The organism is Thermoactinomyces sp. DSM 45891, assembly GCF_900119485.1.
GTDB lineage: Bacteria > Bacillota > Bacilli > Thermoactinomycetales > Thermoactinomycetaceae > Baia.
The window spans coordinates 62,842-87,191 of record NZ_FPJZ01000007.1 but is presented as its reverse complement, the minus strand read 5'-3'; the positions used below and the strand labels follow the sequence as shown (position 1 = coordinate 87,191).

General features: G+C 41.1%; 28 protein-coding genes. 7 read left to right on the top strand and 21 right to left on the bottom strand.

The genetic code is table 11. From position 1 onward, the window contains the following. Positions 1-59: 59 nt before the first annotated feature. Positions 60-299, bottom strand: a complete 240-nt coding sequence (locus tag BT147_RS08005) for an aspartyl-phosphate phosphatase Spo0E family protein (RefSeq protein WP_072333348.1) — start codon at positions 297-299, stop codon at positions 60-62. Positions 300-613: 314 nt separating this feature from the next. Here BT147_RS08005 and mqnE point away from each other — a divergent pair, with 314 nt between their 5' ends. Then, positions 614-1,711, top strand: a complete 1,098-nt coding sequence (mqnE, locus tag BT147_RS08000) for an aminofutalosine synthase MqnE (protein WP_072333345.1) — start codon at positions 614-616, stop codon at positions 1,709-1,711. Between the two features lie 60 nt (positions 1,712-1,771). Here the strand turns inward: mqnE and BT147_RS07995 are convergent, their stop codons facing one another. From BT147_RS07995 to BT147_RS07980, 4 genes are read right to left on the bottom strand one after another with little or no spacing between them, the layout of a single operon-like run. Next, positions 1,772-2,011 carry a YuzB family protein gene (locus tag BT147_RS07995; protein WP_072333342.1) on the bottom strand — a complete coding sequence of 80 codons (240 nt, stop codon included), beginning with the start codon at positions 2,009-2,011 and terminating at the stop codon, positions 1,772-1,774. 21 nt (positions 2,012-2,032) lie between these two features. Beyond that, positions 2,033-2,356, bottom strand: a complete 324-nt coding sequence (locus BT147_RS07990; RefSeq protein ID WP_286119237.1) for a DUF1462 family protein — start codon at positions 2,354-2,356, stop codon at positions 2,033-2,035. Next, positions 2,353-3,507, bottom strand: a complete 1,155-nt coding sequence (locus BT147_RS07985; RefSeq protein WP_072333339.1) for a bifunctional cystathionine gamma-lyase/homocysteine desulfhydrase — start codon at positions 3,505-3,507, stop codon at positions 2,353-2,355. The genes BT147_RS07990 and BT147_RS07985 overlap by 4 nt, the downstream gene beginning before the upstream one ends. Positions 3,508-3,512: 5 nt before the next feature. Next, a complete protein-coding gene (locus BT147_RS07980; protein ID WP_072333336.1) occupies positions 3,513-4,439 on the bottom strand; it encodes a PLP-dependent cysteine synthase family protein in 927 nt (308 codons plus the stop codon). 221 nt (positions 4,440-4,660) lie between these two features. Between BT147_RS07980 and BT147_RS07975 the strand changes: the two genes are divergently transcribed. After that, positions 4,661-4,888: a NifU family protein gene (locus tag BT147_RS07975; RefSeq protein ID WP_131849634.1), complete on the top strand. Its 228-nt coding sequence runs from the start codon at positions 4,661-4,663 to the stop codon at positions 4,886-4,888. A gap of 71 nt (positions 4,889-4,959) precedes the next feature. Here BT147_RS07975 and opp4C read toward each other — a convergent pair whose 3' ends face one another. From opp4C to BT147_RS07925, 10 genes are all read right to left on the bottom strand, one after another. Continuing rightward, entirely contained in the window at positions 4,960-5,865 is a 906-nt protein-coding gene (gene opp4C / locus BT147_RS07970; RefSeq protein ID WP_072333330.1) for an oligopeptide ABC transporter permease, read from the bottom strand. A gap of 12 nt (positions 5,866-5,877) precedes the next feature. Next, entirely contained in the window at positions 5,878-6,849 is a 972-nt protein-coding gene (locus BT147_RS07965) for an ABC transporter permease (RefSeq protein WP_286119236.1), read from the bottom strand. A gap of 72 nt (positions 6,850-6,921) precedes the next feature. After that, entirely contained in the window at positions 6,922-8,595 is a 1,674-nt protein-coding gene (locus BT147_RS07960; RefSeq protein ID WP_072333324.1) for an ABC transporter substrate-binding protein, read from the bottom strand. 92 nt (positions 8,596-8,687) lie between these two features. Beyond that, on the bottom strand, positions 8,688-9,656 hold the full coding sequence (locus tag BT147_RS07955; protein WP_072333321.1) for an ABC transporter ATP-binding protein: 969 nt from the start codon (positions 9,654-9,656) through the stop codon (positions 8,688-8,690). Next, the gene (locus BT147_RS07950) at positions 9,649-10,641 is read right to left on the bottom strand and encodes an ABC transporter ATP-binding protein (protein WP_072333318.1); all 993 of its coding nucleotides are present in this window, start codon (positions 10,639-10,641) and stop codon (positions 9,649-9,651) included. Before BT147_RS07950 ends, BT147_RS07955 begins: the two co-directional genes overlap by 8 nt. Positions 10,642-10,960: 319 nt before the next feature. Continuing rightward, positions 10,961-12,607, bottom strand: coding sequence for a peptide ABC transporter substrate-binding protein (locus tag BT147_RS07945; protein WP_072333315.1), 1,647 nt, complete (start codon positions 12,605-12,607; stop codon positions 10,961-10,963). A gap of 175 nt (positions 12,608-12,782) precedes the next feature. Next, entirely contained in the window at positions 12,783-13,151 is a 369-nt protein-coding gene (locus BT147_RS07940) for a PqqD family protein (protein WP_072333312.1), read from the bottom strand. 24 nt (positions 13,152-13,175) lie between these two features. Then, positions 13,176-15,059 carry an OPT family oligopeptide transporter gene (locus BT147_RS07935; protein ID WP_072333309.1) on the bottom strand — a complete coding sequence of 628 codons (1,884 nt, stop codon included), beginning with the start codon at positions 15,057-15,059 and terminating at the stop codon, positions 13,176-13,178. 109 nt (positions 15,060-15,168) lie between these two features. Continuing rightward, complete coding sequence (locus tag BT147_RS07930; protein ID WP_072333306.1) at positions 15,169-16,266, bottom strand: YutH/CotS family kinase-like spore coat protein; 1,098 nt, start codon at positions 16,264-16,266, stop codon at positions 15,169-15,171. Positions 16,267-16,332: 66 nt separating this feature from the next. Beyond that, complete coding sequence (locus BT147_RS07925; RefSeq protein ID WP_072333303.1) at positions 16,333-17,115, bottom strand: SDR family oxidoreductase; 783 nt, start codon at positions 17,113-17,115, stop codon at positions 16,333-16,335. A gap of 85 nt (positions 17,116-17,200) precedes the next feature. Between BT147_RS07925 and BT147_RS07920 the strand changes: the two genes are divergently transcribed. Beyond that, positions 17,201-17,704, top strand: coding sequence for a phosphatidylglycerophosphatase A family protein (locus tag BT147_RS07920; RefSeq protein WP_072333300.1), 504 nt, complete (start codon positions 17,201-17,203; stop codon positions 17,702-17,704). A gap of 57 nt (positions 17,705-17,761) precedes the next feature. Here the strand turns inward: BT147_RS07920 and BT147_RS07915 are convergent, their stop codons facing one another. The 3 genes from BT147_RS07915 to BT147_RS07905 are packed head-to-tail and all read right to left on the bottom strand — an operon-like array spanning position 17,762 to position 20,002. Further along, positions 17,762-18,739: an MBL fold metallo-hydrolase gene (locus tag BT147_RS07915; RefSeq protein WP_072333297.1), complete on the bottom strand. Its 978-nt coding sequence runs from the start codon at positions 18,737-18,739 to the stop codon at positions 17,762-17,764. Between the two features lie 20 nt (positions 18,740-18,759). Continuing rightward, entirely contained in the window at positions 18,760-19,530 is a 771-nt protein-coding gene (nucF, locus tag BT147_RS07910) for a 5' nucleotidase NucF (RefSeq protein WP_072333294.1), read from the bottom strand. 37 nt (positions 19,531-19,567) lie between these two features. Beyond that, complete coding sequence (locus tag BT147_RS07905) at positions 19,568-20,002, bottom strand: DUF86 domain-containing protein (RefSeq protein ID WP_072333292.1); 435 nt, start codon at positions 20,000-20,002, stop codon at positions 19,568-19,570. Between the two features lie 330 nt (positions 20,003-20,332). Between BT147_RS07905 and BT147_RS15840 the strand changes: the two genes are divergently transcribed. Further along, the gene (locus tag BT147_RS15840) at positions 20,333-20,464 is read left to right on the top strand and encodes a hypothetical protein (RefSeq protein WP_286119233.1); all 132 of its coding nucleotides are present in this window, start codon (positions 20,333-20,335) and stop codon (positions 20,462-20,464) included. 71 nt (positions 20,465-20,535) lie between these two features. On the opposite strand, the gene BT147_RS07900 is transcribed toward BT147_RS15840, so the two are convergent. After that, positions 20,536-20,955, bottom strand: a complete 420-nt coding sequence (locus tag BT147_RS07900; RefSeq protein WP_072333289.1) for a hypothetical protein — start codon at positions 20,953-20,955, stop codon at positions 20,536-20,538. Between the two features lie 174 nt (positions 20,956-21,129). On the opposite strand from BT147_RS07900, the gene BT147_RS07895 reads away from it, so the two are divergent. The 3 genes from BT147_RS07895 (at position 21,130) to BT147_RS07885 (ending at position 22,821) form a co-directional block, all read left to right on the top strand. Beyond that, the gene (locus BT147_RS07895) at positions 21,130-21,654 is read left to right on the top strand and encodes a hypothetical protein (RefSeq protein WP_072333286.1); all 525 of its coding nucleotides are present in this window, start codon (positions 21,130-21,132) and stop codon (positions 21,652-21,654) included. Between the two features lie 186 nt (positions 21,655-21,840). Continuing rightward, on the top strand, positions 21,841-22,482 hold the full coding sequence (locus BT147_RS07890; protein WP_072333283.1) for a MerR family transcriptional regulator: 642 nt from the start codon (positions 21,841-21,843) through the stop codon (positions 22,480-22,482). 69 nt (positions 22,483-22,551) lie between these two features. After that, positions 22,552-22,821: a DUF3055 domain-containing protein gene (locus tag BT147_RS07885; protein ID WP_072333423.1), complete on the top strand. Its 270-nt coding sequence runs from the start codon at positions 22,552-22,554 to the stop codon at positions 22,819-22,821. 96 nt (positions 22,822-22,917) lie between these two features. On the opposite strand, the gene BT147_RS07880 is transcribed toward BT147_RS07885, so the two are convergent. Both BT147_RS07880 and lipA read right to left on the bottom strand, forming a co-directional pair. Further along, entirely contained in the window at positions 22,918-23,244 is a 327-nt protein-coding gene (locus tag BT147_RS07880; RefSeq protein WP_072333280.1) for a YutD family protein, read from the bottom strand. Between the two features lie 48 nt (positions 23,245-23,292). Continuing rightward, positions 23,293-24,183, bottom strand: a complete 891-nt coding sequence (lipA, locus tag BT147_RS07875; RefSeq protein ID WP_072333421.1) for a lipoyl synthase — start codon at positions 24,181-24,183, stop codon at positions 23,293-23,295. Positions 24,184-24,350: the final 167 nt, after the last annotated feature.

The following is a 24,350-nucleotide window of genomic DNA, read 5'->3' as shown; positions in this document are numbered from 1 at the left end:
CCTCCTGTAGATCCAGTATACTTCTCAGGAGAAGAACAATTCAAGCTACTTACAAAGGATTAGCCTACATATTGATACATTTCGATGGCTGAACATTCTTTCACATGAATATGATTTTTGCGAATTTTGTAGATATTTTTCTTCTTACCTCCGCACATGCGATGCCATTCGTTATGAAGTTGATCAAGTTCAACACTCAGCTGATAAACAATCGGGTGACCGATTCCCATTATTTTGGCTGTGTCTTCCATTTTCAGTCTAACTACCTCAATCTGTTCCTCTAGTTTCCGCTTCAACAACGGAAACCCCCCCTTTATACTTCTAAAAGTGGACTATCTACCATTTTCTAGTATACACCATTCCTCCGACAAAACGGAACCACTTTTTTACATTTTTTTCTAAATTGTTATTTTCTGTATGATTCATACAGACAAACAGTGACACGAAAGGTAGTACCTGACCAAATTCCCTCTTTCTTCGATACCAATTACATCTTTCGTTCGATTATGTTAGAATGAGGTCATCTTTCAAAGTCGAAAATCGTTATTGAGCTTATCAATATCATAGCATGTTTCGTCTTATTTTTTATGGCTTGAGAGGGGAAGAAGTCAAAATGGATACCCGATTCCAGGAAATTGCAGACAAAGTACGCCATAGCGAGCGTTTAACTCTACAAGATGGTTTGTACTTATATGAAACGCCAGATCTGCTCTCGATCGCACAGTTAGCTAATGAAGTAAACCTGAGCCGTAATGGTAAAAAGGTGTACTTTATTCAAAATATGTACATTAACCCCACGAACGTATGTGAAGCAAAATGTTCATTTTGTGGGTTCCGCCGTGATCCAGGAGAAGAGGGCGCTTATACGATGTCTCCTGAGGAACTATTAGAATATGTCGGACACCGAATGACAGATAATATTCGTGAGTTTCATATAGTAGGTGGGCACAACCATGAAGTGCCATTTGATTACTATCTCGATACCATCTCGATTTTAAAAAAGAATTATCCAAATGTAACTATAAAAGCATATACAGGGGCTGAAATTCAATTTTTCGCGAAGATTAGTGGACAATCTCCTGAAGAAGTTCTGCGCGCTCTTGTAAACGCCGGCCTAGATACCATGCCTGGTGGTGGGGCTGAAATTCTTACCGAGCGCTATCGAGAAAAAATGAGCCCCGATAAAGCAAGCACTGATGAATGGCTAGAAGCGCACCATATTGCTCATAATCTCGGATTAAAGACACATGCTACCATGCTATACGGCTCAATCGAGACAAAAGAAGAACGCCTCATCCATATGATGCGAGTACGGGAGCTACAAGACGAAACCAATGGCTATCTCGTATTTATCCCACTTGCTATGCAGCCACGTAGCATCAACGCAGGAATTCGTCGCCGAACATCCGCGATGGATGATATGCGTACTCTTGCCATTAGCCGCCTCATGTTGGACAACTTCCCACACGTGAAGGCCTACTGGATCAATATCGGCACACAGCTTACTCAGCTATCCATGCATTATGGAGTTTCTGATATCCATGGGACTCTAGTGGAAGAACGAATTAGTCATGCCGTCGGAGCGCTTACTCAAAGTGCATTGACCCGTGATGAACTCGTCTGGCTGATTCAGGGGGCAGATCGAATCCCAGTGGAGCGTGATACATTCTATAATGAAATTAAAGTGTTCGAACCTGCACTCAAGAAGTAACGATTGTTTTCATAGGAAGAGGAGATGGCCTCCCATAGCCATCCCCTCTTTTTTTGATCCCTAAAAACGAATCTCCATCTCATCGATTGCCTTATGAATTGCAATGAGTAGCTCCTCGGCTGTATCGGCTTTGATCATATCGCCATTGACTAGCGCATAAGGCTGTGTGGCACAAATTCCGCAGTATCCTAGACATCCATAATCCAGCACATCATAATCGAGGTTCGTTTCGAGCTTCTTTTTTACTTCTGCTAACTCTGGAGTTACGTTGTTTACACAAAACTCAATGAGTGGCCGCACGTTCCTCTACCCTTTCACTCTTCAAATCGGTTTTACACCCAGATCCTCTATATATTGATACAATGCCCTTAATTTCGGATTCCCCTCCGCGAGAATTTCATCTTGAATCACCACAACAGGATACCACAAATTCTCCTCGATAATACGGTTAGAAAACGCTTGATCCTTCTCACTTTCAGGAGCACAAATATCGATATAGCGAACTTTTACCTGCTCTCCATATTTTCTCAGCAAAGCGGCTTCAAGCCAACTAGCTGTTTCGACAGCAGAAGGTAGGGTAACGCAACTGGAACAATTTTCTTTTGTCCCATATACCAAAACCTCAATTATGGACGTTTGATTCACACGTTACTCCCCGCAATCACTTCCATTGCTTGTGCTAAATCTTGGATCAGATCTTCTACATCCTCTACTCCAACACTAATCCGAATGAGACCGTCTGTAATCCCTAGTTCAGCACGCCTTTCTGCTGGAATCGATGCGTGAGTCATGCGAGCAGGTACCGAAATCAAGCTTTCCACTGCTCCTAAACTCTCAGCCAAAGTAAAATATTTTGTTTTACTTAAAATGTGATCCGCGCGCTCTTCACTTCCTACATCAAAGGAGATAATCCCACCATATCCTCTCGCCTGCGTGCTTGCCATTTCATGCCCCTTGTGGGTTTCAAGTCCTGGGTAGTAAACCTTGCTTACTTGATCTTGCTTGGAGAGCCACTTTGCTAATTGAAGCGCATTCTCTTCATGCGCTTTCATCCGCAATCCGAGTGTCTTTAATCCTCTGATAAGCAGCCACGAATCCTGTGGTCCAAGTACCGCCCCGATTGAATTTTGGACAAAATGCAACTGCTCACCTAGTTCTTCTTCTTTTACTGCTACTAAACCAGCAACCACATCACTATGTCCACCTAAATATTTCGTAGCACTATGAAGAACAATATCTGCACCTAAATCAAGTGGGTTTTGCCAGTATGGAGTTAGAAAAGTATTATCCACGATACTAAGCAAATTATGTTTTTTTGCAATGACTGCAAGCCCTTTTATATCTGTCACTTTTAGTAATGGATTACTTGGCGTTTCCATATAGATCGCTTTCGTATTAGGGCGAATCGCCGCTTCTACATTAGATAGTACACTTGTGTCTACTAGCGTACTTTCAATTCCAAATCGGTTAAAGACGTTGCTTAATACGCGATACGTCCCGCCATAAATATCATCTCCAACTACTAGATGATCTCCTTGACTAAACAAACTAACAATCGTTGAAATTGCGGCCATACCTGATGAAAATGCAAACCCACGGGTTCCATTTTCCAAGTCTGCAATTAATACCTCAAGCGCATGACGCGTTGGATTGCCTGTCCTGGAATATTCAAATCCTTTATGATTTCCTACTCCATCTTGTTTATAAGTCGACACTTGATAAATCGGAACACTTACAGCCCCCGTATGTTCATCTCCAAAAATCCCACCGTGAATTAATTTTGTATCCATTCTCATCTTACTTACACCCCACCTTGATAGATTTTTTTACTTAAATATCGGTCCGAACCATCTGGAAATATCACCACAATTCTCGTCCCTGGCACTGCTTTCTTCGCCTCTTCCAATGCAGCATAATAAGCAGCTCCTGACGAACTACCGACCAATAATCCCTGCTCACGTGCTAGGTCTGCCACCAGCCCGAAGGAATCGACATCATCTACTGTGTATATTTGATCAACTAAGTCATGTTCAAAGTAAGGAGGTATAAATTCTAATCCAATTCCCTCTGCCTTATGAGGACCTACTTCTCCCCCACCTAAAATCGAGCCCTCTGGTTCTACTATTACCGCTTTCACTTTTGAATCTTTTTCTTTTAGATACTTCGCGATCCCGACAAAGGTTCCTGCTGAACCCGCGCCTGCTACGACAATGTCTACTTTGTTATCCAGTTGCTCCCAAATCTCAGGGCCTGTCGTCCCATAATGGATTTTTGGATTCGCTGGATTCGCAAACTGTTGGGGCACATAGGAACCTGGAATCTCCTCCGCCAATTCTTGACACTTGCGAATCGCTCCCTTAATCCCCTCTTCAGTCGGTGTATTTACTACCTCTGCACCCAATGCTCGCATTAACTCTTGCTTTTCCTGAGAGAACTTCTCCGGAACTACGAACATGACTCGATAACCAGTTCCGATAGCCGCTAATGCCACTCCAATCCCAGTATTTCCTGCAGTAGGTTCGATAATGGTCCCACCTGGTTGCAGTTTCCCTGTTCGCTCTCCCTCCGCAATTAATGCCATGCCCAAGCGATCCTTCACACTGCCTCCCGGATTCATAAACTCCAGCTTGGCATATACTTCAATCCCGGTTGGAATACGGGAATCATGTAGTTGAACAATCGGGGTTTGTCCGATTAACTCTTTCACATTTTGGTATATCTTTTTCATATAGTACCTTCTTCCATAGAATTAAACATTTTTAAATAAAGTAAACTTATATTTATCTTATCAATTTACTAGGGGTAAAAAAAGAGAGAGATTTTATAGGAAAACAACCCGATAATCTCCATTGCTTTTCATTTAAAAAAGACCTACAATAAAGAAAGCTAACTAATTAAGAACAATTCTCACCTGTGAGGGATTGTTGACTCGAAGGGAGTATGACAAATATGACTTTAGAAGAACGCGTACAAGAGGTTTTAGATAAATTGCGTCCATATATCCAACGTGACGGCGGAGATGTAGAACTAGTTGAAATCGAGGATGGCATCGTTCGCGTACGCCTGCTTGGCGCTTGTGGATCTTGCCCAAGTTCTACGATTACCCTAAAAGCAGGAATTGAACGTGCATTGATGGAAGAGATTCCAGAAGTACGTGAAGTAGAACAAGCACTTTAATCGTATAAGGAAGGCTATCTAGTAAAATCATGAACTAGATAGCCTTTTTTCTTTGTTTATCTATTTATTTTCTATCTACGAGTCGATTTTGTATCAAAAGCATCCCGCAAACCATCTCCGATGAAGTTAATGGATAATACGGTTAAAACAATCAGAACACCAGCAGGAATCCATTGCCACGGTCGCTCTGTCATAATGGTATAATCCATACCATCGTTTAGCATACCTCCCCATGCAGGAGTCGGATCAGGAATACCGAACCCTAGGAAGCTTAGTGCTGCTTCGATACTAATCATCTGTGCCATCAAAAGAGTTGCATTTACGATGATCGGTGCAATCGCATTCGGCATCATATGCCTAAAAATAATACGGAAGTTTTTATTACCGATTGCTTTTGCACTTTGTACATATTCCATCTCACGAAGTGATAAGAAGATTCCCCTTACAAGACGAGTCGTTGTAGGCCACGATGTTAACGCTAAGGCTGTAATCAGTAGCGGAACAGTAGTCTTCTCAAAAATAGAGATTAAGAAGAGAACAAACACGAGGAAAGGGAAGTTCAACATTAAGTCTGTAAATCTCATCATGAGACTGTCTACTTTCCCTCCAAAATAACCAGCTATCGATCCAAATGTAATCCCGATGACAACGGTAAAGAACATGGTACAAAAACCAACTACTAGAGACACACGGCCACCCGTAACCAAGCGAGAATAAATGTCATAGCCCATCGAGTCAGTCCCTAAAAAATGCTCACCACTCGGAGGTAAATCTTGACTCGTAAGGTCTGTCAATTCTGGATTATGTGTGGTTAACCAAGGAGAAGCCACGGTTAGAAGCACAATGATAGAAAGAACGATCAAGCCCACAAATGCCATTTTATTCTGCAAGAATCTTTGAAAGCCTAGCTTAAAGGGAGATGCGTGTTTCTCTTCCTTCAGATTTTTCCTATTTCCTAATTCAACACTAACCTTCATATGAGTCACCTCCTAATCGTATTTAATTCGTGGATCCACAAATGCATATAAGATATCTGCAATTAGATTCCCCATGAGAACCGCCATAGAGGTCATCATCGTGATCGCCATCACAACAGGATAATCCCGAGTTGTAATGGACTGTATATATAATTGGCCCACTCCTGGAAAGCCAAAAATAGTCTCTGTTATGATCGCACCACTTAGCAAGAGGCCCAGATCAATTCCAAATAGGGTAACGAGTGGAATCAATGCATTGCGCAATACATGCTTCCGTAAAACTTTACTCTCCGAAAGCCCCTTTGAACGAGCTGTTCTCGTATAATCCTGTGCTTTCGCATCTAGAACACTTGCCCTGACATAACGATTGTACTGAGCAATATTAATGATCGCTAACGTCATAGCAGGCAAAATAACGTGATGCAATCGATCCATTATATATTCTAGACCCTCATATCCAGAGGCTTCTGTCTCCGAACCACTGTACGGAAACCACCCTAACTGAAATCCAAATAAATAAATTAATAATAGCCCTGCAAAAAATGATGGCATCGAAAACCCGATGAAGGAAGCACTGGTAAGGGTATAATCCAATTTGCTATAAGGTTTATTGGCTGAAAGGATCCCTAACGGTATCGCAATTATATATGTAAAAATTAACGCAACGACTCCAAGAAATGCGGTTTTCCCTATACGTTCACTCAGTAAATCCTGAACTAACACTTTCTTATCAAATGAGACTCCAAAATTCCCTTGTAGAAAATTTTTAGCCCAAAAGAAAAACTGTTCCACAGGTGGTTTATCAAGCCCGAAATCTTCTTTTAGTTTAGCAATATAGTTGGCATCTGTGTGTTGGTCTAGTTTACCAGCTAACGGATCTCCCGGTGCTAATTGCAACAAGGTAAACAGAATGATCGAAATAAGAACAATCATTGGAATCGTTACAAGCAATCGACGAGTAACATATTTAACCAAGCTCTTCACCTCTCTCTACTGATAATGAAAGACGTGTAGCCGTGCAGACTACACGTCTTTCATTTCAAAGCTGTATATCGACTACTTCACATCCCAGTCCACGAAACTTGGATGCCCTAACGCTCCACGGTAGTCGTACTGGACTCCGGTCATACGCTTGTTATAAGCATCGATAATATTTTGAGAGTATAACAGAACAACTGGAGAATCTTGTTGGAAGATCTTCGTCCAATCCTTAATCAATGCTTTACGACCTTCTTTAGTAAATGCTTTTTGATCGTACATAGAAACACCGATTGATTTATCACTTTCTGGACTCTTCCAGCGGTAGTAGTTTGACTCAGCTGTAGAGCCATAGATGTTTTTAGGGTTTGGATCTACATCTGTTGTCCAACCCATCAACCACATTTCCATCGTTTTATCTGCTTTTTGTTGTACCACTTCAGCTAGAGCGGCGAAGTCTTTCGGTTGCTTAAGATCAATTTTGATACCGGCCTTTTCTAAATCTTCTCGAATCAACTTAGCTGATTGTTCACGCACTTGGTTTCCTTTAGGAAATTCTAATGAGAGTACATATGGCTTACCCGATGGATCTTCTACAAATCCATCTCCATTTGTATCTTTGTAGCCTGCTTCAGCTAGAAGCTCTTTCGCCTTTGCGGGATCGTAGGAATACTCAGCATCTAGATCCTTGCTGTAAGCCCAACTCTTAGGAGAAACTGGAGTACTGAGCAATGTACCATGACCTTTTAAAAGACCTGTTACCATCTGTTCACGATTGATCGCATATGCAATAGCTCGACGCACTCTTTTATCTGTGAGTTTTGGATGGTCTGTTCTAAAACCAAGGTATTGATACCCAAGATCGGTGTCTTCTACAAGCTCAACATCCTTAAAACCTTTGATGGTTTCAAAGCTACCAGGCTTAATCCGCGAAACCATGTCCACTTTTCCTTCTTTCAGCGCCCCAATCGCTACATCTTCCTGAAGCACTTTCCAGACGATTTGATCTAACTTTGGCTTTCCTTCCGCAGCACCATAGAAATTCTTATTCTTCTCCAGCACTACAAACTCTCCAGCCTTAATTTCTTTAATAGTGAAAGGACCACTTGTTACAATATTTTCTGCTTTTTTCACCGCTGGGTCATTCTCAAGTGTTTTAACTGGCTTGTTCTCAAAAATGTGTTTTGGCATAGGTGTACTAAACACCTTGGTGCTAAGATCACGAGCATCACTCTTCTCAAAGGTAACTTCTAAGTTGTAGTCGTCTACCTTTTTAATTCCTTCGATATCCTGAGCTTTCCCCTCGCGGTACTCTTTTGCACCCTTGATGGACTCCACATACTCAAAACGGGAACCGCTATATTCCTTGTTGGCGATAAACTTCCATGTAAAGATCACATCGTCCACTGTAATTGGCTTGCCATCTGACCATTTTGCATTCTGACGCAATTTGATAGAAACGCCATCTTTTTTCTCGGACTCTTTCCAAGATTCGGCTAAGTCAGGAATGCTCGTTTCTAGTTTTTCATCCTGTTTCCACAAGGAAGCAAATGTTTGGTCAAGGATATAGGCATCATACACACTGTCATAAAGTGCGGGGTTAAATTTCCCATCAAATGTACTGTTCATCGTTGCTGTAATGGATTTCTTTTTTGCCCCGTCGCCGGAAGATTTGCTCCCACAAGCAGTTGCGAAAACGGAGAGACCCATCACGACTGCAAGAGAGAGAATACCGATTTTACGTTTCTTCATGCTTTTTCAACCTCCTAATGATATGGAAAAAAATAATTTAAAATCCTCCGAAGTCCCTTCGAGGCATCACCCCTTTGATAGATTCCGTTCTACTAATCGTAGAGGTGACACGCTACATAATGTTCACTGCCAAGATGCATCATCTCTGGACGCTCCACCTTACAACGATCAAATGCTTTTGGACAACGTGGATGAAATGCACATCCTTGTGGCGGATTAGCCGGACTCGGGACATCCCCCTCTAAAATAATTCGTTCGCGCTTTAGACGTGGATTAGGGATCGGCACAGCAGACAGAAGCGCCTGCGTATACGGGTGAGCGGGCTGTGTATATAGCTCCTCTTTCGGGGCAATCTCTGCCATACGACCGAGGTACATTACTCCCACACGATCTGAAATATGACGTACCACGCTTAAATCGTGAGCGATGAAAACATAGGCAAGTCCAAACTCTTGTTGCAAATCCTCCATCAAATTTACAACTTGCGATTGAATGGACACATCTAATGCTGAGACAGGTTCATCTGCCACAATTAACTTGGGCTGTAGAGCAAGTGCCCTAGCGATCCCGATCCGTTGTCTTTGACCACCTGAAAATTCATGTGGATAGCGGCCGCCAAAGCTTTTATTTAACCCTACCGTATCCATAATCTGAAGAACACGATCCTGACGATCTTTCTTTTCACCAATGTTATGAATATTGAGAGGCTCCTCAATTAGCTGCTCTACTGTCATCTGGGGATTTAGGGATGCGTATGGATCTTGGAACACCATTTGTAAATCGCGACGAGCTTTTCTCAAAGACTCACCCTTTAATGTAGTAAGATCGACGCCATTAAAAAGGATCTGTCCATCTGTTGGTTCCATCAACCGAAGGAGCGTCCGCCCAGTTGTCGATTTACCACAACCAGACTCTCCAACTAGGCCAAAGGTCTCACCTTTTTTTACATAAAAACTAACTTGGTCAACTGCCTTCACGTCACCCACTTTACGTTTGAAGAGACCACCCTTAATAGGGAAATATTTACTTAATTTCTTTACTTCTAATAGGTGGTTACTCATGGCTGAACGTCCCCTTCTCTGGATGATACAAGAAGCATCGTACTTGATGGTGATCTCCTACACGATATAAATCAGGTGCATGGTCAAAGCAGTGATCCATCGCTTTATCACAGCGGGGCGCAAAACGACAACCGATAGGAAATTCATCTGGAGTAGGCACGTTTCCTCGGATGGAGTAAAGTCTTGTTTGGTCTGCTTCCAAATTGGGAACCGATTTCAAAAGGCCTTCAGTGTAGGGGTGGGACGATTTCTCAAAAACATCAAATACACTTGCTTCCTCCACTACTTTTCCTGCGTACATAACCACTACACGATCTGCCATCTCAGCTACTACACCCAGATCATGCGTAATCAATAAAATCGATGTCTCAAATTCTGCTTTTACACCTCTCATCAATTCAAGAACTTGCGCTTGAATCGTTACATCAAGAGCAGTAGTAGGTTCATCTGCAATCAATAACTGCGGATCTGTGGACATAGCCATCGCAATCATGACACGTTGCCGCATACCACCAGATAATTGGTGTGGGTACTCGTTCATAATATCTGTGGCACGAGCAAAACCCACTAGCTTTAATCGCTCAATCGCTCGCGCTTCCGCCTCCTTTTTACTGAGCTTATGATGGAGGATCAATCCTTCTGTCATCTGATCCCCGATTTTGAGCACAGGATTGAGAGAGGTCATCGGTTCTTGAAAAATCATCGCAATCTTATTTCCACGAATTTTACTAATATCTTCAACTGACTTTTTAGTCAGATCATTTCCCTCAAACATGATTTTCCCCTGTGCAACTTTCCCTGTACCTGGCAATAAGCCCATAATGGATAGGGAGGTCATACTCTTTCCACAGCCAGATTCTCCTACTAATGCAAGCGTTTCCCCCTTATTCATCGAGAAACTAATATCGTCGACAACCGTAACTACACTTTTTGTATTCTGGAACACTGTTTTTAAATTCTCAATTTGAAGCAAAGCCTGCGACAATCCTATCCCTCCAATTCTAAAAGAAAGAAATAAATATGTAATCTAATTAATTAGATATAACAAAATATAAAGTGCTATATTTCTATTCTGATAAATAATATGAAACTTATGATATACGGAGATTACCCGAATCTGGAAAAAACATTTCGTTAGATTAACACTAAATCTCCTGCTAATTGTAACAAATTTTATTTGATTTCTTTTTATATTGCAATAGGTCTTACTTATCTTTTAGAAAAAAATTTCACTTAATTATTTAGATTCTCGTAGTTTCGGTAAGTTGAAATTTTTATAAAAAAGAGATATTTCGTATAGTATTTTACTTGGGATTCTTATTAATTTGCATCCATTTTAAAGAGTACTCTGGACCGTACGGATGATAAACAATACCCTGTACATACGGTTTTTGAAGTCTAGGGATCACTCTTTGATACAGCGGAATCACTGCTTTATCCTGATAGGTTAAAATATTCTCTGCCTCTGCTATGAACCTAGCTTTCTTTACTGGATCGATTTCCTCATGAGCTTGAGCCACCAATCGATCATACATTGGGTTAGAATATCCAGTTGTGTTTTCTATAGCTTCGGTCGTAAAGATATCGAGAAATGTGAGTGGGTCATAATAATATGATTTCCACAAATTTACTATTAAATCTAAACCATGTCCCTTCATTTGCTCCCGAATGTCTTTTGCTTGTATTTCATTCGTGGTGCAAGCTTGGCACACTTTTTCTTGGAACGCTTCACAAACTTTCTTCACCTCTGGTTGATCAATGCAGGTAATTACATTAGATTTTGTTGGACTAGTGAAATTTCCTTTTTCATCTTTTTTTAACAAATCACTTCGTTGATAAGTAAGATCAGGTATAATACTCCCACTCTTTACTAACGAAGTGTAGTCCATTAATCTCTCAACTGCAGACACATAATATTTCTTTGTATTCCCATCTAGCTTCGGGTTTACATACAGGTAGTAGATGGTGGTTCGAGGAACTGTCACCATGTCACTTTTGATAGTCGCTTCGTCCATTTTACTATGCATCTGCATAAGATCCACTTCGTTAGATACATATTTATTATCTGAATCCCTATTATTCTTACTAACAAACATGATAAAACCGTTACTTTTCACCGTTTGATGATCCCAGTAGCTACTATTTTTCACCGCCACTAATTTGTTTAATGTAAAAGATTCTAACTGAAAAGGTCCATTAGAAACCAATGTTCTAATGTCACTTCCGAATACATCGCGATACTTTTCATATAGATCTTTTCGCTGTGGAAACATAGCACTATTCGTCGTCAATGATAAAAAATTTGGATCTGGCTTGATCAACGTTATCGTCAATTTATTATCGTCTGAAGCCACAATTCCTTGCTCGACCTTTCCGTCTTTAAAGCCTTTTATATTCTTAAATAGATAACTATTTTTTGAGCTTTTAGGATCCACAGCCCTCGTCCAAGCAAAGATAAAATCCTCTGCTGTGACCGGTTGACCATCACTCCATTTCGCATTCTTTCGAAGTGTAAACACATAGGTTTTGTAGTCTGGACTCACTTCCACTTTTTCAGCCATACCGTAAGTTGGTTTGCTATCTTTATCTAATCTCATAAGCCCTTCCATAAGATTATGTAACACATTTTGGGTACTTTGATCGTTTACTAACGCACTGTCTAAATTGCGTACCTCTCCCGTCTCCACGATTCGTAACATATTCGGAATCTGCGACTCTTCCACTAGAACTGAAGAATCATCTGCTCCTTTTTCCATAGCAAAGAAGCTGGTATAAACCAAAATAATCACAATCGCAATCACAGCTAACTTACCTAGCTGATAATAGTGTTCCCTCGGCTCTTTTTCACTCCATTTGTTGACGAAAGCTTGTTTTAATTGCTCAAACCCTTTATATGAAATGGATTTACCTATTTTCGTTATGTAATGAATAAACCGCTTAAATCGTGTCATGTAGCCTTCCTCCTTTTCGTCTGGAATTGATGGCTCATATCTTTTCATTATAATATAAATTTTTTGAATATGAAATAGATCAACCTATTCGTTTTTTAGACGTTTATCGATTACTTGAGGCTGTAGGCTGTCTCATTTCAGACAAGACTACAGCCTCTTATTTAATAAAACCTGCCTAATCCTGCACAAAGTGAATCCACCCATTCACTTCTATCATCTCAAGAAAGGTAGCCAACCTCGGGAGAATCGGTTCCGCTTCTTCTCCAAATTGATTCAACAGATCATCGCTGATCTGTTGAACGGTTTGCACTCCTTCACATCTTTGGATAACGAAGCTTCCTAATGAATCTAACTGCACTTTGATCATCAAAGGCTGGTTTAGAAAGCGAATCGAAAACCGCTCGATCCAGCTCATTCTAGGCAATAATACTTTACACAAGTTCTGGTTTTCTTCGTTTTTCTCAATCTGAAAATGACTCCGTAAAAGCGGTTTCATCTCAAGTAAGTTAGGAGGAGATGGTTTCTTCTTAGTACGTTGTAACATAGTAAACTCCTATCTCTGTGGATGCTAGGCAGTAGGCTTCTCTTTAGAACTAAATCGAGTAGCTACCCATAAGAGAGAAATGGCTAACAGCGAGAAAATAATAATAGGCATCCAGTTATTATCGAACACAATGGGTTTATCAGGATCGATTACTTTCGGCACAATTAACAATGCGATAACCACACTAATCAAAGCTTCCCCAGCTATTAAACCTGAAGCAAATAGCGTTCCTACCTCTTCCCGTCTGCGTCGAATCCTTTCATCTTTCACAAATGCTTCGGACAACCAGCGGATGATCCCACCTACCATGATCGGGGAACTAATCGAGAGAGGAAGATAAAAACCAACTGCCACCGTTAACGAGTTTAAACCCAAAAATTCGATCGTAATCGCTAGGCCAATGCCCATAAAAATAAGGTCCCATGGTAGGTTCCCACCCATAATTCCTTCTACGATGATACGCATTAATACAGCCTTAACTGCGGGTAGCTCGGTTCCACCTAGTCCATATGTGGAATCAAATAAAGTTAATATATATCCAATCAATAATCCACTCGCAAGCACCCCGATCATCATCGCAAGCTGTTGTTTCCAAGGGGTTCCACCTACTAGATAGCCCGTTTTTAAATCTTGTGAGATATCTCCCGCTACTGCTATAGCTACACAGACAATAGCTGCTACAACTAATGCCGCTACACTACCTTCTGTTCCAGAGAATCCTGTAGCTTTGTATAAAATGGTCACGATTAACAAAGTAGCGATCGTCATTCCCGACACAGGCATAGAGGAACTTCCCACAATCCCAACAATTCGAGAGGCCACCGCTACAAATAAGAATCCAAAGATTGCAATGGCAATCGCACCTAACACACCTACATTGGTTACGGGAGCAAAAGCGATAATCAATATTAAAACCAGTACACCAATGCCAATATATTTGTATGAAAGATCCCGATCCGTTCGGTCTAAGGTTATATCTTGATCCTGAGTACGAAGACTCACGATCGTATCCCTTACAGATTTAATGAGTAGCGGAAGTGTCTTAAGCAAGGTAATTAATCCACCTGTGGCTACTGCACCAGCACCAATATACCGAATGTAATTTGAATAGATCCCACCAGCATCGATTGTACTAATCGGCTCAATGGCTGGGAAGAACGAAGTAGGACTCCCTGTTGTAAAAAAAGAAATCATCGGGATAAAAACAACCGATGCAAACAAGCCACCTGCAATCATTTGTCCTGCAATTCGGGGTCCAATAATATAGCCGACTCCTAATAAAGAGGGCATGATATCCATCCCGACAGTTGCACCCTTATACCCAGCAATGGCAGTTGCGACCGAGTTTTTGATCCAGCGAAGTCCATCAAATACCTTTACAAGTCCACCGATCATAAATCCAGCAAAGATTAAGACAGCGCTACTGCCACCTTGTTCGCCAGACTTTAGCACTTCTGCACATGCAGTCCCTTCAGGATAGGGAAGTGTTTCATGTTCATTTACAATTAACAGTCGACGTAATGGAATCATCATAAAAACTCCTAAGAATCCCCCTGTTAACGTGATAAATGCAACCATTCCCTGCGAAGGGGTTAACTTCATAAGATACAGGGCTGGGATGGTAAAGATCGCTCCAGCTGCCACTGCCTCACCCGCAGTGGTCATCGTTTGAACAATATTATTTTCTAAAATCGACTCTCGACGGAATATTCCTCTTAAGATCGCCATCGAAATCACGGCCGCAGGAATCGAGGCAGTGACAGTTAGTCCTATTTTTAACCCCAGATATGCGTTAGCTGCACCGAATACAATTGCCAATACAACTCCTAATATAACGGATACAATTGTGATCTCAGGCAGAGACCGCGAAGCAGGTATATAGGGCACAAATTTTGATTCGCGCTTCAATGAAAATCTCCTACCTTCTTTTTCTATGTATCCTTACATTGCCCATTTATTGATAAAATATAAAAACAACACCCTTCATAGGATGCTGTATTTATAAAACAACATACATTTATAAATGTACCCAATAAAGTGTCGGTACCTTTTTATTGAATTCCTGTTTCATCATCTCAACATACCAGCTGGCAAAGGCGATTTTTTTACTTGTAATCTCTTTTGCTTCCGTTAACTTTTTACATGCCGTCGTTTCAAAGTAAATTTGCTCCTCAAAAATCTGGTTGCACTCAAATAAATAATGATCCGGATAGATGAGCCGCGAATAAATCAAAGCGTGTTCTTCTTCCTCAATGGGGTGAGTCCGATGATATTGCTTGATAATTCGGGTAATTAATTCTTTGCTTCCCGTAGAACGATACGCGGTCAGCAACCAATCGCCTACATCTTTCGTTCTTACTTGATAGCTTAGTTGATTCCAATCAACTAGTTGGGCCTTATGATCCTCATCCCGAATCCAATTCTTCCGCGAACAGTTATTATGGCAAAGCTTCCCATTTACTCTACTCTGTTCCCTAACCACTCGGCCTGCAATCTTCTCATCATATTCTTGAATCGATTCCAGCAAGCTTTGGTAGTAGGTTCCCATTCGCGATAAAGTGAGATCTACTTGGTTCGGAATCTCTGTCCATTTGGCGGCAAGAGTATAGATTTCGTGTTTATGTGCTTCTTCTTTTTGAATTTCGGATGAGTCTATCCACTTCATTTTTTTCTTCGTCTCCGGCTCCCATTCCGCACTCTGTTTATGAAAAGAAGCCAATTGTACCGTAGCATCCAACCAATCTTGCTCCTGATTCCAAGACATGCTTTCCCCATGAATCCAAGGATAAATCACATAATTTCGAGCAAATCCTGTTAAGACATGTTTTTTATTTTTTACAGAACTAAGTGGCATAGGTATTTCCATCACACGGTCAGGCAGTGACTCCATCCATGGGGCTACTTGGATCAGCAGTTTATAACTATCTAGTTCACTCTTCTTAATTCGTTTACATCCATACGGACCTTGATCTGTCTCCAAATAGATTACACCTGCTATAGGCCGAGCTGAGAGCACCTGAACACCATAGTGATATTCAAGTAATTGTGTAAAATGAATTTCTCCTGTCCACTGGTCAAGTTGCTCTGATACCTCTTTTAAATCCTGTGAAAGCATGTACCTTCACCCCTACTTCTTCATTCACTTATGCCCATATTGTATGTAAAGAATCGTAGACTGTGCTTACTGAATGGAAGTAATTTGCTTTTTAGAACGTGGATGAATGACATCAAGACCTCCTGTCACATTTAACACACTACCCGTAACAAAGTCCGATTGCTCTTGTAATAAAAAATGCACGATCCTCGCTACATCCTCCCCCGATCCAGGCCTACCACGCGGGGTCTCTTTGTCAAAGATGTTGGTTACTTGCTCACGCGTCATCTCTTTATACTCTCCAATAATATCTCCAGGACTTACCATGTTAGCTGTAATCCCGTATACAGCTTCCTCAACAGCAATACTTTTCATAAATGAAACCAAACCTGTTTTCGCAGCTGCATACACGGATCGATCGGGCCACGCAGGAGCCTCAGAAGCACGACCAAATCCAAAATAAATCAGCCTACCAAATTGTTCTTCTCTCATGATCGGAATCATTTCATGTGTCAACCATAAGCTACTCATAAAATTCCCTTGAATTAACTCCTCTATCTCTTCTGCAGAATGATCGGTAAATAATTTTCTTTCTCGTAAAAAAGGACCAACTGCATGTACCAAAGCATGAATCCCACCAAAATCCCTTTTTACCTCTTGCGCTAATTCTCTAATTTCCCGACGGCTTGTTACATCCGCTTGATAAAAACAGACTTGTTGTCCCGTCTGCTCAGATAGCTCGTTTGCATAGAAGACCCCTTGATCATACGATCTCCCCGCAATCGCAACATTCCAGCCAGATTCCGCCAATACCTTCGATATCATGCTCCCGATCCCTTTATTACCGCCTGTAATGAGTAATGTTTTCATATAAAGTCCGCCTTTCCTTGCTAACTAACATAATTCCCACATCTTCGGTAAACCTATCAATTGAAGAGAAAATGGAGTGTGATATATGAACCATCAACCAGCCCCCGCTTCGGCAAAAGAAGTTCATCAAACAACCATTGAATGGATTCATCGGCGTGGAATCAATGAATCCCAAATAGCCGAACTCACCTTATATCTACAGAAAGACTTTTTCCCAGACCTAACACTAGAGGAATGCCTAGTAAACGTAGAAAAAGTACTAGAAAAAAGAGAAGTACAAAATGCGGTTTTAACCGGAATCCAGCTAGACATTTTAGCTGAGACAGGCAATTTGCTTGAACCATTGCAAGATATGATTGTGCGTGATGAAAGTTTATATGGCATTGATGAAGTATTGTCGATCGCGATCTTAAATGTTTACGGAAGCATCGGTTTAACGAATTACGGATATATTGATCGAGTAAAACCAGGAATCTTAGCCAAATTAAACTGTAAAACAGATGGTGCAATTCATACGTTTCTCGATGATTTGGCCGGTGCCATTGCGGCTGCAGCAGCCTCTCGAATTGCTCACAATCGACATCAGTAATACGGAATGGAACTAGGTAAAGGTCATCTCGTATGTAAGGAGATGACCTTCCATTTACTACTGTCGGAACGGAACATAAAAGTACCGTTTTCCTGTACGCTCCACTTCTACCTGTTGATTATTTCGCAGGTATTCCAAATGGGCCAATGTTTCAGATAGTGCAAAGCGAATATTATGAATTGACAAGTCTTTACCAAAGATATGATCACATACATCAGTAGCAGAAACACGCCCTTCGGTCTCAACAAAGTCTTGCATGCGCTTTAGTCTGCTCTCATGATGATGCCGGATTTGTTTAATTCGTTCCTGATAATTTTCAAATATAGGCCCATGGGAAGAATAGACTCTCTTTACAGGTAGCAATTCCATTTTCTCAAGTGTTTTTAAATAGGATTGAAGAGGGTTCTTATCACAATTAGGCCACATGCTAATATTGGGGGTTATGCGAGGAAGTAGGAAATCCCCACCAATTAGCCATTCACGCTCTGGGTCATAGAAACTAAGATGACCATCTGCATGTCCCGGTGTATGGATTACTTTATATGTACGATCACCTAACTGAATTTTTGAGCCCGCACGAAGAAATGTTGGGTTTGGATGCGGTTCGATCCATGGAATAAAACTGGAAAGATGCTCAGGAATTTGTCTTACCACGCTTTCATCTAAGCCATGTCTCCTGAAGGCACTTGCGAGATCTTGCGCCATCTTGCTATCGCGATCCCAAAAAAGTTGGGCTTGCTGGTAGTCAACTTGTGAAATGTAAACAGGGATCCCCCCGGCTAGTTGTTGGATTCTCCCAGCTAAACCATAATGGTCGGGATGATAGTGAGTAAGAACGATTTTATCTAGATCATCCCATGTGATTCCTAGCTCTTTCATCGTCGACTCCCACACCATAAAATCTTGCTCGATGTTTAATCCCGTATCCACGATCGTAACGCCATTTTCTCCCATAAATAAATACGCCTTGATCTCTTTTAAAGCAAAAGGCAACGGCAATGGCACTTCCACAATATCTTCCCAACGATTCAACAAATGGACTCCCTCCTATTTCTCTAAATCTCCCATTTATCTAAATGATCCACTACAAAAGTGGGGGTTATGTTGTATTTCTCTACATCCAGCCTCGTATGAACACCTGTTGTAACCATCAATGTATCAACCCCACCACGCACACCCGTCAAGATATCCGTCTCCAAATTATCGCCCACAATCAAAGTCTCATCCTCTTTGGTTCCCAGAAGTTCTAGAGCATATTGCAAAATAATTGTTTCTGGCTTTCCGATTACTACAGGCTTCCTATTACTAGCATGCGAGATCGCGATATTAATCGTCCCACTACCCGGAAGATACCCTTCTTCAGTGGGTAAAACCCGGTCCACATTCGTCGCAATATAGGCAGCGCCAGCTTGAATGGCTAGACTGGCTCGTTTACATTTCTCATAATCAAAAGTGCGATCGATTCCGGCCACCACTACATCAGGCTCACGATCGGTTAGGGTCATATCAACCTCTATTAGCGCATGATATAAGCCTTCTTCGCCTACCACAAACACCTTTGACCTCGGGTGATTCTTTTGGATATACTGTGCTGTGGCCATAGCTGATGTATACACTTGTTCAGGAGTGGCAGGAAGCCCAAAGCTCCTTAGATGCTTCGCAACTTGCTCTGGAAGACGAGAAGAGTTATTCGTTAGATACAGATAGGGAATATTGCTCTCCACTAATCGTTTCATAAAGTGAACAGCTCCCGGAATAACCTCAATCCCTCGATATAAAGTACCATCTAAGTCAATCAAATATCCTTGATACTGTTTCCGATTCATCCTTATGACTCCTATCCGACTAACCTTCTCCACGCTACTACTCAATGTTTCCTTTTTCTCTCTCTGCCTGCAAGAATGATTGAACTTGGTGGTCAAATTGAATCATTACTTGGTATTGCTCGGTAAAAGCCGCAAGCTCATCTATCTGAACTTCGGTATAATGCCGTACTAAGCGATCACGCAATAAAATCCATTGCTTCCATACAGAGCCGACTGATGGATCGATCACTTGTTCATCTTCCATAATGTCTACAATATCGAGATAACCACCTGGATCTCGCATAATAAAGTCGTCAATGATCGTGTTTCCTATGTCAATCATACACTCTACAGCCAGATGAACTGCCCGCTCTAATGCAAAACGTTCCATCATGCCTTGGTTCCGGATCTGTAACTGTGAAGCCATCGCATGACAAGTACGTAACATAGCTACCTGCTCTTGAATTCTTGAGATGTTTAGTTTGTATAACATAGTATCCCTTTCCTTGTTCACTCTGATCCATTCCATTATAAACGATCCAGTCACATCGAAACCACAATTCGTTGAATCTGCTGAAAGCGCAAGGTTTTAAACTTCGGAAGCAACCTAGCCGCCTTAGCACCTTTGTACTAGTAAACCATTCTGTTTCGAATTTATATAATTTTCTAATATGTTTTTTTGTATTTTAATAAGGGTACCTACTTTAGGTGTGTGAAAACAAATTACTTTTCATGAGGTGGTCCAGATGAAAAAAATCATGTTATCTTACCAATCCCTATCTCTTCAAAGTAACCCTTACAACCATCATAAGGAGGAATTTTTGTGACTATCTTAGCTAAACTAAAGTCATTTCTTGAATGCGCTGACTTCATGATTCACAAGCCAAAGAAAACACGCAACGTGATGCACTCTCAAGATTTTATCGAAATTATGTTAAATCGTAACATTCGATAAGAATGGAATGTTGCACTTCTATGGATAATCAGCATCCCTAGCCACCGTCGCTAGAGATGCTGATTTCACTTTCAATAACTTGCTCCTCTAACATACCCCTTCACACGATAGAATGCAGAGCCGTCTGTAATATCAATCCGATACGTACCCGGCTTCATCCCATCGAAGACCGTTGCATAGCAGTCCTCTGAACCGGCGAAGTGATGATTAGACGTACAAGCACCTGTTTCAGTGTTACATAGTCGGACTTTCAGCGTTTTACCATCAACTGGTTTTCCACCCATCGTAATGGGTCCACGATCCTTTGCCCCTAGATTAATCTCGACATCCCTCTTCGATTTCGTCGTAACGATTGAGCCCCCATCCCATTTGCCATCTTCCGTCTCAAAGTAAGTCCAATTAAATTCGTTTGCATTTACAAAGCCTCTCGTTCCAAACAACATGATTAAGGCTAAGAAAAGTGATCCTAGCATAAATAGTACTTTTTTCATGAAGATACCTCCTTATACTTAGTAGTTATAAAGTCGTACCTTCATTTCCTACTTGAAAATAGATGAAGTAAACTACCTATGTCGGTTTCAAATATATGCAATTTAGTGTAGTAAAACGATAAATGTTTTTTTGATATTATGGGTCTTATGTTTTTACAAAAGGAGACGACATCGATGAAATCAAAACGTTTGATAGCAGGAATAATCGCTTGTAGTGCCATGTTAACAGGGGCAGAAATAGCTCTCCCTTCGTTTACATATGCACACAGTAATACGGACGTATCCTCTTCACAAATTTCTACTACGAGTTACACTGTGGTATCCAACGCAATAACACAAAACTGTACTCTAGATACATTTAATGAGTATTTCGCTCCATTTACTGCTACACATACTTCTAGGGTACGTATTAAAATTACCACAAACCAGATAGACTCTGACAAAAAAAGCTGGCTCTCTTCTTGGGGTTTTATGAGAGTGGACGATACGGTTGAAATGCCTGATTTCTTAGTTCCAGTTATGGCAGATCGAAACATAAAAAATGGAGGAGCAGTAGAATTTTTCGCGACTGTACAATCAGGTAAGAAATACGTGTTCTCCGCTTTCAATAGAACAGGCGACCAACTAAATGGGGTTCGCCCTACCCCAATTAACGCTACTATTACGGTTGACTATATTCAACACAATCCATCAAAATAGTCGACTGAATTTCGCTCAATTTAGTAAACTATGAAATAAAAATTGTTATCATATCGGCTATCCACTTGTATGGGTAGCCTTTTGTCTATTTTCCTGTCAACTCTTGACTTCCTTTGTCATCAAGAAGGATTCCTATTTTTCAAAGAGAAATGATACCTAACAATAAAAATGTTAGGAGGATCTTCATTGATCAATCAAAAGGAATTCCTCACTACTCGGGAAGTTTCAGAACACCTCCAAGTCCATGCGAGGACGATTCGTAAGTGGATTGATGTATTTGAAGACTATATTAGTCCCGATCTAAATGAACGTGGGCACTATATCTTATCTGAAGATAGTTTAGAACGATTAATCGACATTAAAGAGCGACTTGCAGTGCCAAATCAGTCTATGAAGCAGGTTCGTGAAGATCTTAAATTTGAAGGGAAGTTAGCAATACCAGCACCCTCAGCCTCTGTTTCACAAGAGGATGTGACTTCTTTATCAACTGTTACGCAAGAGAAGACCATGCAAAAAGTCATGTCGACCATGAATCAGATGGGGAATTTGATGGAAGAATTATTTGAGCGAATGGATCGTATGGAAGACCATATGTATACCATATTTGAAACATTTGAAGATATGGAACACAAGTTAGTCTCGCTCAACTTAGACCGTGTATCAGGGAATGATGTTCATCAGATGTTTGATGAGATCCGGAAAAAGCAAGATCAACTAAAACTTGAATTACGAAATGTTCATTTTACACAGAAGTTATCTGCCGCAGCTAGCGAACAACCTGTGGTTCCAAAGAGGCAGAAGAAAGGCAAATTTCTCTTTTTCTTCTAAGGCTTGCAAACTTCGATTCCTACGGTATAATGGGGCAAGAATCCACACAGTGAAGGAGATAGCACCATGATGTTGGATGACTTCATGCACCTATATGATGATACGGTACAAACAAACACTCGTTTTGTCGGATTTATGGGCGAGACTGTCAGGTTTGATCTCGTCATCATGAGAACGGATCGATTTTATGGAAAAATGGTCGTGATGGATATTCAATCCAGTAAATTTGCCATTATCGGAAAAGATGATTTAGAAGAAGAAGGGTATCTTGAGTTTGCATTTGGCATTAGTAAAGAATCCGCAGAGGAATTAAAGTTCTTTTTAGAACAAACTTTTTAAGTAAACACGATCCGTACGTACCTAGCGTATGGATTTTATTTTTGTAGACAAAGAAAACCCTTCTGCGTGGAAAAGGGCTCTCTTTGTCTTTTCTATTTACACCATGGTGTCTGGTTCAGTGGTGTTCATTTTTGCATCGTCTTGTGTAAATTTCTTTTGCAGAATAAAGTAAGAGCAGCCAAAGTTACAGTATTCATTTAAGTACTCTTCGAGGTAACTAATACTCGTATCTGCTGTAGCCCTTATATGGTCTTCGTGAAAAAATCCCTTTAGTCGCAGTTGACCATATCCCCAATCCCCTACAATAAAATCATATTTACTTAAGATCTCGCTATAACGTTTTTTAAATACCTCTGGATTCCAACCTTCCTTATAGTCCATGACTACTTCAAAGGTAGATCCTTGAATTTCCACGATTTCCATAGAGATCCATCAACCTCAATCTTTTTTTCTGGATCGCCCCAGATATCCTTATTGAGCTAGGCGCTCTTCCGTCGTTTTTTGATGCCCTTTCACTTGCTCGTGAGCATGGTAGGAACTACGTACCAGTGGACCAGACTCCACGTGTGAAAAGCCAAGCCCCATGCCATACTCTTTCCACTCTGCAAACTCTTCAGGTGTATAGTACTTCTCAATTTTGATATGTTTTTTTGTGGGTTGTAAATATTGACCTATCGTCAAAATGTTTACATCATGATCACGTAAATCATGCATGGTTTCTTTTACTTCTTCGTAAGTCTCGCCCACACCTACCATGATACTGGATTTCGTTGGAATATCTGGTTTCATTTCTTTGGCACGCTTCAATAGTTCGAGCGTCCGGTCATATTTGGCCTTGGATCGAACGCGATCTGAACGTCTACGAACGGTCTCAATATTGTGGTTCAGAATATCGGGCCTCGCATCCATCACCACTTGCAAAGCATCCCAATTCCCCATAAAATCAGGGATCAATACTTCTACACTGGTGAGTGGATTTTTAGCACGGACCGCTTTAATCGTAGCAGCAAAGATTCCTGCACCGCCATCCTTGAGATCATCTCGGGCTACCGATGTGATGACCGCATGTCGTACTCTCATTTGCTGAACGGCTTCTGCTACACGCTCTGGCTCTGCTAGGTCTAATTCTGTGGGGAGTCCTGTTTTCACTGCACAGAAGCGACAAGCACGTGTGCATATATCACCCAAAATCATGAAAGTAGCCGTACCGTTGGCCCAGCACTCATAGATATTTGGACAGCGCGCCTCCTCACACACAGTATGTAGTGTCTTACTGCGCATCATTCGCTTTAATTCTTGGTAGTTCTCACCTGTACTTAATTTTACTTTTAACCACTCAGGCTTACGCTCTTTTCCATCCATACGTTCCGTCGTCACCGACTACTCCTCCTCTATATCAACAAATGCAAAAAATTCGTTTGGAGATGAAACTCTTCTTATGTTCTTATCTTACCACATTTACCTTCAAAAAATAGAACCTGCCAAAAGAGGAATGGTTCATCCATGAAAGCCACAAGAAACATGTTTAA

What these genes read in the sequence shown, in the direction of transcription:
- BT147_RS07955 (WP_072333321.1), bottom strand. Translation starts at nt 9,656, where the DNA reads ATGAGTAACCACCTATTAGAAGTAAAGAAATTAAGTAAATATTTCCCT.
- BT147_RS07920 (WP_072333300.1), top strand. Translation starts at nt 17,201, where the DNA reads ATGAACCATCAACCAGCCCCCGCTTCGGCAAAAGAAGTTCATCAAACA.
- BT147_RS07925 (WP_072333303.1), bottom strand. Translation starts at nt 17,115, where the DNA reads ATGAAAACATTACTCATTACAGGCGGTAATAAAGGGATCGGGAGCATG.
- BT147_RS07885 (WP_072333423.1), top strand. Translation starts at nt 22,552, where the DNA reads ATGTTGGATGACTTCATGCACCTATATGATGATACGGTACAAACAAAC.
- BT147_RS07905 (WP_072333292.1), bottom strand. Translation starts at nt 20,002, where the DNA reads ATGTTATACAAACTAAACATCTCAAGAATTCAAGAGCAGGTAGCTATG.
- opp4C (WP_072333330.1), bottom strand. Translation starts at nt 5,865, where the DNA reads ATGAAGGTTAGTGTTGAATTAGGAAATAGGAAAAATCTGAAGGAAGAG.
- BT147_RS07960 (WP_072333324.1), bottom strand. Translation starts at nt 8,595, where the DNA reads ATGAAGAAACGTAAAATCGGTATTCTCTCTCTTGCAGTCGTGATGGGT.
- BT147_RS07985 (WP_072333339.1), bottom strand. Translation starts at nt 3,507, where the DNA reads ATGAGAATGGATACAAAATTAATTCACGGTGGGATTTTTGGAGATGAA.
- BT147_RS07945 (WP_072333315.1), bottom strand. Translation starts at nt 12,607, where the DNA reads ATGACACGATTTAAGCGGTTTATTCATTACATAACGAAAATAGGTAAA.
- mqnE (WP_072333345.1), top strand. Translation starts at nt 614, where the DNA reads ATGGATACCCGATTCCAGGAAATTGCAGACAAAGTACGCCATAGCGAG.
- BT147_RS07930 (WP_072333306.1), bottom strand. Translation starts at nt 16,266, where the DNA reads ATGCTTTCACAGGATTTAAAAGAGGTATCAGAGCAACTTGACCAGTGG.
- BT147_RS07975 (WP_131849634.1), top strand. Translation starts at nt 4,661, where the DNA reads ATGACTTTAGAAGAACGCGTACAAGAGGTTTTAGATAAATTGCGTCCA.
- BT147_RS07895 (WP_072333286.1), top strand. Translation starts at nt 21,130, where the DNA reads ATGAAATCAAAACGTTTGATAGCAGGAATAATCGCTTGTAGTGCCATG.
- BT147_RS07980 (WP_072333336.1), bottom strand. Translation starts at nt 4,439, where the DNA reads ATGAAAAAGATATACCAAAATGTGAAAGAGTTAATCGGACAAACCCCG.
- BT147_RS07880 (WP_072333280.1), bottom strand. Translation starts at nt 23,244, where the DNA reads ATGGAAATCGTGGAAATTCAAGGATCTACCTTTGAAGTAGTCATGGAC.
- BT147_RS07900 (WP_072333289.1), bottom strand. Translation starts at nt 20,955, where the DNA reads ATGAAAAAAGTACTATTTATGCTAGGATCACTTTTCTTAGCCTTAATC.
- lipA (WP_072333421.1), bottom strand. Translation starts at nt 24,183, where the DNA reads ATGGATGGAAAAGAGCGTAAGCCTGAGTGGTTAAAAGTAAAATTAAGT.
- BT147_RS07940 (WP_072333312.1), bottom strand. Translation starts at nt 13,151, where the DNA reads ATGTTACAACGTACTAAGAAGAAACCATCTCCTCCTAACTTACTTGAG.
- nucF (WP_072333294.1), bottom strand. Translation starts at nt 19,530, where the DNA reads ATGAATCGGAAACAGTATCAAGGATATTTGATTGACTTAGATGGTACT.